This is a genomic window from Phenylobacterium sp. (genome assembly GCF_044371015.1).
Classification (GTDB): Bacteria; Pseudomonadota; Alphaproteobacteria; order Caulobacterales; family Caulobacteraceae; genus Phenylobacterium.
On sequence record NZ_JBILUK010000136.1, the window covers coordinates 1 to 8,402 of the forward strand.

The window sequence follows — 8,402 nt, forward strand, 5'->3', positions numbered from 1 at the left end:
CCGGCGCGGATATGCGCCTCCAGCACCGGCTCCACCGCAGCGCCCAGCAACAGGTCCGCCTTGCTGACGATCCCCGCGCAGGCCCGCATGTCGCCATACATCCCGCTGGCGCTCATGGCTGCCACGCCGTTGACGAACTCGGTCTCGCCCACCGGCTGCGTGTCCGCCGGCCCATCGCCCCGATAAAAGGCGCCGCACTCGACAAAAACCGTGCCGATCACGTTGTGACCGCTGCCCGTATCCGCCAGCAGCTCGTCCAGCAGATACCGCTGCGCCGGCCGGATGGCTGTCATGAACGGATGCTCGGAGACCTCCGGCGTCGCATAGGTCCGCCGATCCCACAGGTGATGGTGCGGATCGATGATCGACAGCCCCGGCTCAAGGATCTCTTCGGTCACGCGCGCCTCCCGTTGTTTCCGGCGAAGCTATCGGGCGACGCGGCGCGACAAAAGCCCACGAACGCGATTGCCCCTCCCCAAGACGAAGCACGAGGGAGGGGAAGGGGTGGGACCTTCCGTGCGTTCCGGGGTTCCGACCTACGCCTCGGCCGCTTCAAGCGCCTTCAGCGTCCGCCACACGGTCATCCGCGACACGCCCAGGCGCCTTGCGATCTCCACCGGTCCGACGCCGGCCCGCTGGAGGGCCAGGATCTCGGTCGTCGAGGTGGGCCGCCGCCGTCGTCCGGCCGGCGGCTCCAGCGTGGCCACCGCCTCCAGAGCCGCGCGCAGCGCCCGGCCGTCCGAACCGGCGCTCCGCAACTCGGGGTCCAGCACCCGCAGGCTGGCGCCGCGCGCTTCCAGCCGGTTCAGCACGTGCAGGAGTTCCCGCCCGCCGCGCGCCAGCTGCGACAGCCGGCAGGCCACCAACTCGTCGCCGGCGCCGATGAAATCCAGCACCGAATCCAGGGTCTGGCCATGCCCCTGAAGTTCTTCTGTTCGAACCACCTGGCAGCCGGCCGCCATCAGCGCGGCGGTGTCGAGATCCGCCGTCGCCTCGCCGCGACGTACATAACCGATACTGAGCATCCCCGACGCCACCCCACTCTCGAAGGCGTGACGTCAAGGTTCCAGATGTCGGACCCCGCGCCAAGATGGCGGCAGGTTAACTTTCAGCAATGCGAACCCGGCGGCTTGACCTAAATTGCGTCGACAATGTGTCTTTCAAAAGTCGAAGCGCCGAAGATCAGTGTCATCGTGGATCAGTATCCGGCCTCCTTGCCGTTCGGCCGACCATCAACAATCTGATCCAGGTATTCGCTGAGACCATACCCAACCAGATCCCCGCACCGATACTCGGTCATCCCCTCGGTGATCCGGGTGGTCAGTTCCACGCCGTCCGGCGTCGTCCGTCGATTGCGCAGCGGGATCAGCGACAGCACCTTGCCGGTCACCTCATAGGCGTGTCCCGCCTCGGTCTTCACCTTGGCGCGCAGGGCGGTCTGATAGCCCGCGTCATCCCAGTCGCTCTCGATCCGGCATTCCTTGATCAGGTCATAGACCCCGTCGCGGAACACCATGCCGCCCTGCCGGGCGCCGCCCTTCCCGTCGCCGATCACCGACAGCATCATCCCGAAGTCGCGGCCGAAGTTCATCGGGCACCAGCGGTACCAGTCGATGGCCTGCCAGTGGCGCGGACCCCACGATTTGTCCCGAAGACCAAAGCCGTCGATCTCGAACACTTCGCCGTCGATCGTGAACCGGCCGCGCGCGGCGCAGTGCTGCTCGTAGTGGGCCTTGGCGAACGACTTTTCGGGGTCGATCTCTATAGGCGTCCCGTCCTCGCGAACGGTCTCGCCGCCGTACATCGGCGAGACGCCCGTATAGTCCAGCTCCACCGTGCAGGGCACGCGGGGGTTCTCGCGGAACGCGGTCTTCGGATCGGCCATCTCGTGCGGCCGCGCCAGCAATAGCGCCTTGCCCTCAAAGGTCACCTTCAGGCGCTTGAAGGGCTCAACCACCTCCACCTTCAGCCCGCCCGCGTTCATCTCGCGGTTCCCCTCGATGGGCGGCCGCCCGAACATGAACGCCACCCGCCCGTCCGGCAGATAGAGGCAGACGCTCATCTCGGCGTAGTTCTCGTTCGGCCGGTTCCCCAGCCGGAACCATCCGCCCGCCTTCGACCTGGGGTCGAAGGCATTGAAGTACATGCTTTCGTTGTAGTTCTTGAACGTCCCCGGATCGTGCGGGAACTCGTCCTCAGGGGCGAGGCGTGTCTTGAACCCGGTCGGCGCGGCCATGGCTTGGCTCCCAGCTGGCGATCAGTCCCCTACCTCACCACCCTGACGCCGCGTCGCTCAAGCCCCCGCGTGGCGCTTGAGGATGAACTCATGGTCAACGGTCCGGCCGACCCGAAACCCGTACTCGCCCACCTTCTCAAAGCCTCGCCGCCCATAGAACCGCTGCGCCCCGAAATTCTCCGACCAGACCCCGATCCAGAGATCACGCGGTCCGTCGCGCTCCATCCAGGCCATCACCTCATCGAACAACCGACCGCCCAGACCGCCGCCTTGTCGCCCGGCCACGAAGTAGATCCGCTTCAGTTCAAGACAGCGGTCGGTCACCTCGGGATGCGGCAGGTCGCACGGTCCAGCCAGCGCATACCCAATGGCGACGCCCTCGTCCTCCACCAGCCAGAGCGCCTTGGCCGCATTGGCCAGGTCGGCCCGGGCCTGCGCCACACCGTGCGCCTCGGCCAGGTAGTCCGAGAGGTCGACCGGATCGTAGAGATGCGCGAAGGTCTCGCGGAAGGTGCGCGCGCCGATCTCGGCGATTGTCTCGGCGTCGTCGGGGCGGGCGCGGCGCAGGGTCGGGGCGCTCATCGGCGAACTGTTCGGCTCCGGCCGCCAAAGGGGTTAGGATCAGGCATGTCTGTCGCGCTCTACACCCATCCCGACATGTTCGACCACCATCCCGGCGGTCGTCACCCGGAACGTTCCGAGCGGCTGGGCGCCGTGCTGGGCGCGCTCGACGACGCGACGCTCTCACTGGAGCGCCGCGAGGCCCCGCTGGTCGATCCGGAGGATCTCGCCCGCGTGCATGAGGCCGCCTACCTGGCGGGCGTCGAGGCCGCCGCGCCCATCCAGGGCCTCCGCCGGCTCGATCCGGACACCGCCATGTCGCCCGGCAGCCTGACCGCCGCCCGCCGCGCCGCGGGCGGCGCCGTGCAAGCGGTCCGCGACGTGATTCGCGGTGACGCCGGCCGCGCCTTCGGCGCCGTGCGCCCGCCGGGCCACCACGCCGAGCCGCACCGGGCGATGGGCTTCTGCATCTACTCCAACATCGCCGCCGCCGCCCTCGCCGCCCGGGCGGAAGGCGTCGCCCGCGTCGCCGTGATCGACTTCGACATCCACCACGGCAACGGCACCCAGGCGGCGCTCGCCTGGCGACCCGGAACCTTCTTCGCCTCGATCCAGTCCTGGCCCATGTGGCCCGGCACCGGTCATCCCACCGAGCCTGCAGCCGACAACATCGTCAACGCCGTCTCACCCGGCGGAGCGCCTGTGGAGGTCTGGCGCAAGGCCTTCGAGAGCCTGATGGTCCGCGTGGACGCCTTCGCGCCGGAACTGATCCTGGTCTCCGCGGGTTTCGATGCGCACCAGGGTGACCCGGTCGGCGAGGGCGGCCAGAACCTGCAGGCTGAGGACTTTGCCTGGGCGACCCGCGCCATCGTCGACGTCGCAAACCGTCACGCTCAAGGCCGGGTTGTGTCCTCGCTTGAGGGCGGTTACGAACTCTCGGCCCTAGGGCGCTCGGCCCTGGCCCATGTGGCCGCGCTCTGCGACAGGTGAGAGACTCAACCGCCTTGCGCGCCACAAGCCGATGACCGCGAAACCCTCTCGACCCGGCGCCCCAAAAGCCGGCGCGATCGTGCTCGCCCGCCACGGCGAACCCCTCCTGTCGCGCAAGATCAAGCTCAACGCCGCCGGTTATCGTGACTTCTGGGCCCGCTATGAGATCGGCGGAATCCGCGCCGACCGGCCGCCGCCGGACGCCCTGCGCGCGGCCGTCGAGGGCGGCGGAGCGCTGGTCTGCTCCACCCGACTGCGGGCCATCGAGAGCGCCGCCATGCTGGCTGATGGCCGCGACGTTCCCCGCCACGAGGTGCTCATCGAAGCGCCCCTGCCCCCGCCGCCGCTACCGGGCTGGGTTCGCCTTTCGCCCTCGACCTGGGGTTTCCTGGCGCGGGTCTGCTGGTGGTATCTCGGCCACCACGAGGGCCAGGAAACCCGCGCTCAGGCCGAAGCGCGGGCCGAACAGGCCGCCGACCTCGTGGTGGAGGCCGCTGGCTCCGGCGACGTCGTGGTTCTGGCCCATGGCTTCTTCAACCACCTCATCGGCCGCGCCTTGAAGCGGCGAGGCTGGCGGCTCTCCATGAGCGAAGGTTACAAGTACTGGTCGATGCGCCGGTTTGAGCGGGTGTGAGGTCAGCGGCTGGCCGCCGCACGCTCCACCACATCGGCCAGTCTCTCCGCCGCGTCCGGGATCGCCACCGAACGCGCCGCCGCCGCCATCCGCGCCAGGCGTTCTGGATTGCCGAGGAGCGCCGCCAGCGCCGTCGCGAGGCTTTCGACAGTCAGCTGATGCTCCCGCGCCACCTCCGCCCCGCCGGCATCGGCCAGCACCCGCGCATTCTGTCCCTGGTCGTCATCAAGCGCGATCGCCAGCGGCACCAGGATCGCGGGCTTGCCGGCCACCGCGAACTCACAGACCGAGCCCGCGCCCGCCCGGCCGATCACCAGGTGCGCGTCCCGCAGACGGCCCGCCATGTCACGGAAGAAGGGGGCGATCTCGGCATCGACCAGGGCGTCCTGATAGACTCGGCGCGCATTGGCCATGGACTCCGCGCGGGTCTGCTGCTGCACGATCAGCCGCCGACGTAGTTCCTCCGGCAAGGCCTTCACCGCTTCGGGCACAAGCTCGGACAGCAAGCGCGCGCCCTGGCTGCCGCCGGTCACCAGCAGGCGCAAGGGTCCGCCCGCTGTCGGCGGCGTAAAGGGCAGGCCCGCGAGCGCCTGGATCGCCGGCCGTACGGGATTGCCCACCACCACCGCCCTGGCCGCCACCTTCGGCGGCGCCTTGAGCAGGGTCGGGAACGCGCAGGCCACCGTGCCCACATGGCTCGCCAGCAGCCGGTTCGCCCGGCCCATAACGGCGTTCTGTTCGTGGATCACGCTCGGCCGGCGATCCAGAATCGCCGCCACCAGAGCCGGGGCGGATGGGTAACCGCCAAAGCCGACCACCACCGAAGGCCTGATCTCTCGGAACGCCGCCCGCGCCTGCAGCACGCCCCGCGCGACCGCCAGGCCCGCACGCGCCATGCCGATGGGGTCGCCGCGCCGGAAGGTTGCGGCCGAGAGCCCGATCCGTCGCTCGGCCGGGAAGTCCTGCGCCAGCCCCGCCACGCGCTGATCTGAGGCCAACACCACGCCCCAGCCCCGTGCAATCAGCGTCTCCGCCAGCGCCTGGGCAGGAAACAGATGCCCGCCCGTCCCGCCGGCGGCGACCACCGCGATCCGGCGCGGCGCGAGGCTCATGTGTAGGTTCCCGCCTTGGCCAGGCCCTCGCCGTGGGTATAGGCGCCTGGCCGACGCCGGGTCAGCGCCAGCGCCAGGCCGAGCGTCAGCCCGATCGCCAGCATCGAGGAGCCGCCGTAGGAGATGAACGGCAAGGTCATGCCCTTGGTCGGCATCATGTTGAGATTGACCGCCAGGTTGATAATCGCCTGCTGGCCGACCAGCACGAAGAGACCCGCCGCCGCCACCTGCTCGAACGGGTCGTTCAGCTTCATGGCCCGGATCAAGCCGCGCACGACGATGAACGCGAACAGCGCGATCACCGCCAGCAGGAACACCAGCCCGAACTCCTCCGCACCGACCGACGCGGCGAAGTCGGTGTGCAGGTCCGGCACATGGCGCTTCATCACCCCTTCGCCGGGGCCCCGGCCGAACAATCCGCCTGCGGCCTGCGCCACGGCGGCGGCGTCGACTTGATGGGTGTCGGCCTTCTCCGGCGACAGGAACCGATCAATCCGGCTCTGCACGTGAGAGAACAGGAAGTAGGTCGAAGACAGGCCCGCCACCGCCACGGCGCCCAGCCCCATCACCCACGAGATCGGCACCCCGGCCATCCAGAAGGCGGCCCCGAACGCCACGGTGATCAGCACCGTTTGTCCAACGTCCGGCTGGATCAGCAGCAGGCCCACCGAAATCGCGTAGAGCACGAAGGCGATGGTCACGCCCGGCACGCCCTGGCCCTTCTGGCCCTCGGCGAACATCCAGGCCACCAGGATCACCAACGCTGGCTTCATGTATTCCGAGGGCTGGAAGGTGAAGCCCCCCATCTCGATCCACCGGGTGGCGCCCTTGGCGGTGTGGCCGATGAAAGGCAGCGCGATCATCACCGCGATCGCCGCCAACCAGGCGAAGAATGCCAGTCGTCTCACCCCGCGCACATCCAGCATAGAGACCAGGACGATTACGCCCAGCGACGCCACCGCCCAGACACACTGTCGGACTGCGAAGTGGAATGGATCACCGATGTTCATCCGGATGGCCGCCGCCGGGCTGGCCGCAAACGCGATGACCACGCCGATCGCCACCAGCAGCGCGATCACGCCCAGCATCCACCGATCCACGGTCCACCACCAGACGCCCACCGGTGAGCGGTCGGAGCGGGCGAAAGCGTGCGCGTTGCCGGCGGTTGTCATGCGGCGCCCTTGTGGGTCTGGCGGGTCGTGAGGTCGGCCACGGCGGCGCGGAATGCATCGCCCCGGGCCTCGAAATCCGGAAACTGGTCAAACGAGGCGCAGGCCGGCGAGAGCAGCACCACCGCCTCCTTGCCCGAGGCCCGGGCGTCGTGCGCGGCCGCCGCGGTCGCCACCTCAAGCGTGCCGCACCGCCGACATTCGGCCCTGCCGGCCAGGGTCGCTTCGAACGCCGCTTCGGCCTCGCCGATCAGATAGGCCCTGGTCACGCGCGGGAAGAGATCGGCCAGACCGCCGATCCCGTCCGTCTTCGCCCGCCCGCCGACGATCCAGTAGACGCTGGGATAGCTCGCCAGCGCCTGCCGGGCGGCGTCGGCGTTGGTCGCCTTGCTGTCATTGACGAAGCGTACCTTGCCGATCTGACCCACCGTCTCCATTCGGTGCGCCAGTCCTGGGAAGCTCAGCAATCCGCGGACCGCCTGTTCGCCCGGCATTCCCGCGGCGCGCGCGGCCGCATAAGCGGCGGCCGCATTCTGCCAGTTGTGCCGCCCGGGCAGCGAGCGCGCACGCTTTAGATCCGCCACCTGCGCCACCCGCTCGCCCAGTGCGTCATAGAGAATTCCGTCCAGCGTATAGACGCCCCGGCTCATGGCCTTGCTGGCCGAGATCGGCGTCACCGCCCGCCCGCCACCGCTGTCCAGCCCGGTCAGGATCTGCGCACTCCAGTTGTCATCCACTCCGACCACCGCGGTGTCGCCCGCGCCTTGGTTCGCAAGAATGCGCTGCTTGGCGGCCACATAGGCCTCCATGGTCCCATGCCGTTCCAGATGGTCGGGCGAGATATTGAGGATGGCCGCCACGTCGGCCTTCAGGCTCGATACCAGGTCGAGCTGATACGACGACAGTTCCAGCACATAGACCGCACCGCCGTGCATGTCCTCGAGGCCCAGAACCCCCAGGCCAATGTTGCCTCCGACCCGCACATCGCGCCCCGCCTCGGCGAAGACGTGGCCGATCAGCGCCGTGGTGGTGGACTTGCCGTTGGTGCCCGTGATCGCCACTACCTTGGGCCGACGATGCTTTGGCGCCGTGTTCACCGTGCGCGCGAACAACTCCACATCGCCCAGAATCTCGACGCCTTCGGCCTTGGCGCGCGCCACGGTCCAGTGCGGCTGGGGGAAGGTCAGGGGCACGCCGGGCGACAGCATCAGGGCCGCGAAGCCGGACCAGTCCGCCGTGGTCAGGTCTGTCACCGCCAGGCCCTCGGCGACCGCCGCTTCGCGGGCCGCCGGTCGATCGTCCCACAGCGCGACTTTCGCCCCGCCGGCCATCAGGGCGCGCGCCGCCGTCAGCCCGGTTCGCGCCAGGCCAAAGACGGCGACCGTCTGGTCCTCGAAGCCCCTGACCGGGATCATGGCGGTGTCGCGCCCTCCCCTATCGCAGCTTGAGTGTGGCGAGGCCGACCAGCGCCAGCATGATCGCGACGATCCAGAAGCGCACGACAATGGTCGATTCCGACCAGCCCAGTTTCTCGAAATGGTGGTGGATCGGCGCCATCAGGAAGATCCGCCGCCCGGTGCGTTTGAACCAGGCGACCTGGATCACCACCGACAGCAGCTCGGCGACGAACAGCCCGCCGATGATGGCCAGAACGATCTCATGCCGGGTGGCCACCGCGATGGTTCCGACCGCCCCGCCAA

8 protein-coding genes and 2 pseudogenes are annotated in these 8,402 nt (G+C 69.0%); 2 read left to right on the forward strand and 8 right to left on the reverse strand.

Annotated elements, in window-relative coordinates; genetic code table 11:
* From ACIQ3R_RS11805 to ACIQ3R_RS11820, 4 genes and pseudogenes are all read right to left on the reverse strand, one after another.
* Positions 1-398, reverse strand: a pseudogene (locus tag ACIQ3R_RS11805) (hypothetical protein); the annotation flags it as partial.
* Positions 399-536: 138 nt separating this feature from the next.
* Positions 537-1,025: a recombinase family protein gene (locus ACIQ3R_RS11810; protein ID WP_397418707.1), complete on the reverse strand. Its 489-nt coding sequence runs from the start codon at positions 1,023-1,025 to the stop codon at positions 537-539.
* A gap of 173 nt (positions 1,026-1,198) precedes the next feature.
* On the reverse strand, positions 1,199-2,236 hold the full coding sequence (locus ACIQ3R_RS11815; RefSeq protein ID WP_397418709.1) for a hypothetical protein: 1,038 nt from the start codon (positions 2,234-2,236) through the stop codon (positions 1,199-1,201).
* A gap of 57 nt (positions 2,237-2,293) precedes the next feature.
* Entirely contained in the window at positions 2,294-2,818 is a 525-nt protein-coding gene (locus tag ACIQ3R_RS11820) for a GNAT family N-acetyltransferase (protein ID WP_397418711.1), read from the reverse strand.
* Between the two features lie 45 nt (positions 2,819-2,863).
* On the opposite strand from ACIQ3R_RS11820, the gene ACIQ3R_RS11825 reads away from it, so the two are divergent.
* Positions 2,864-3,787 carry a histone deacetylase family protein gene (locus ACIQ3R_RS11825; protein WP_397418713.1) on the forward strand — a complete coding sequence of 308 codons (924 nt, stop codon included), beginning with the start codon at positions 2,864-2,866 and terminating at the stop codon, positions 3,785-3,787.
* Between the two features lie 31 nt (positions 3,788-3,818).
* The gene (locus tag ACIQ3R_RS11830; protein WP_397418715.1) at positions 3,819-4,421 is read left to right on the forward strand and encodes a histidine phosphatase family protein; all 603 of its coding nucleotides are present in this window, start codon (positions 3,819-3,821) and stop codon (positions 4,419-4,421) included.
* 2 nt (positions 4,422-4,423) lie between these two features.
* Here the strand turns inward: ACIQ3R_RS11830 and murG are convergent, their stop codons facing one another.
* From murG to mraY, 4 genes and pseudogenes are all read right to left on the reverse strand, one after another.
* Positions 4,424-5,533 carry an undecaprenyldiphospho-muramoylpentapeptide beta-N-acetylglucosaminyltransferase gene (gene murG / locus ACIQ3R_RS11835; RefSeq protein WP_397418717.1) on the reverse strand — a complete coding sequence of 370 codons (1,110 nt, stop codon included), beginning with the start codon at positions 5,531-5,533 and terminating at the stop codon, positions 4,424-4,426.
* Positions 5,530-6,705: a putative lipid II flippase FtsW gene (ftsW, locus tag ACIQ3R_RS11840; RefSeq protein ID WP_397418719.1), complete on the reverse strand. Its 1,176-nt coding sequence runs from the start codon at positions 6,703-6,705 to the stop codon at positions 5,530-5,532. Before ftsW ends, murG begins: the two co-directional genes overlap by 4 nt.
* A complete protein-coding gene (murD, locus tag ACIQ3R_RS11845) occupies positions 6,702-8,117 on the reverse strand; it encodes a UDP-N-acetylmuramoyl-L-alanine--D-glutamate ligase (RefSeq protein ID WP_397418721.1) in 1,416 nt (471 codons plus the stop codon). Before murD ends, ftsW begins: the two co-directional genes overlap by 4 nt.
* A 19-nt stretch (positions 8,118-8,136) precedes the next feature.
* Positions 8,137-8,402: pseudogene (gene mraY, locus ACIQ3R_RS11850) on the reverse strand (phospho-N-acetylmuramoyl-pentapeptide-transferase); the annotation flags it as partial.

Coding starts and splice junctions, on each gene's coding strand:
- ACIQ3R_RS11830 (WP_397418715.1), top strand. CDS start 3,819: ATGACCGCGAAACCCTCTCGACCCGGCGCCCCAAAAGCCGGCGCGATC.
- ACIQ3R_RS11815 (WP_397418709.1), bottom strand. CDS start 2,236: ATGGCCGCGCCGACCGGGTTCAAGACACGCCTCGCCCCTGAGGACGAG.
- murD (WP_397418721.1), bottom strand. CDS start 8,117: ATGATCCCGGTCAGGGGCTTCGAGGACCAGACGGTCGCCGTCTTTGGC.
- ftsW (WP_397418719.1), bottom strand. CDS start 6,705: ATGACAACCGCCGGCAACGCGCACGCTTTCGCCCGCTCCGACCGCTCA.
- ACIQ3R_RS11810 (WP_397418707.1), bottom strand. CDS start 1,025: ATGCTCAGTATCGGTTATGTACGTCGCGGCGAGGCGACGGCGGATCTC.
- murG (WP_397418717.1), bottom strand. CDS start 5,533: ATGAGCCTCGCGCCGCGCCGGATCGCGGTGGTCGCCGCCGGCGGGACG.
- ACIQ3R_RS11825 (WP_397418713.1), top strand. CDS start 2,864: ATGTCTGTCGCGCTCTACACCCATCCCGACATGTTCGACCACCATCCC.
- ACIQ3R_RS11820 (WP_397418711.1), bottom strand. CDS start 2,818: ATGAGCGCCCCGACCCTGCGCCGCGCCCGCCCCGACGACGCCGAGACA.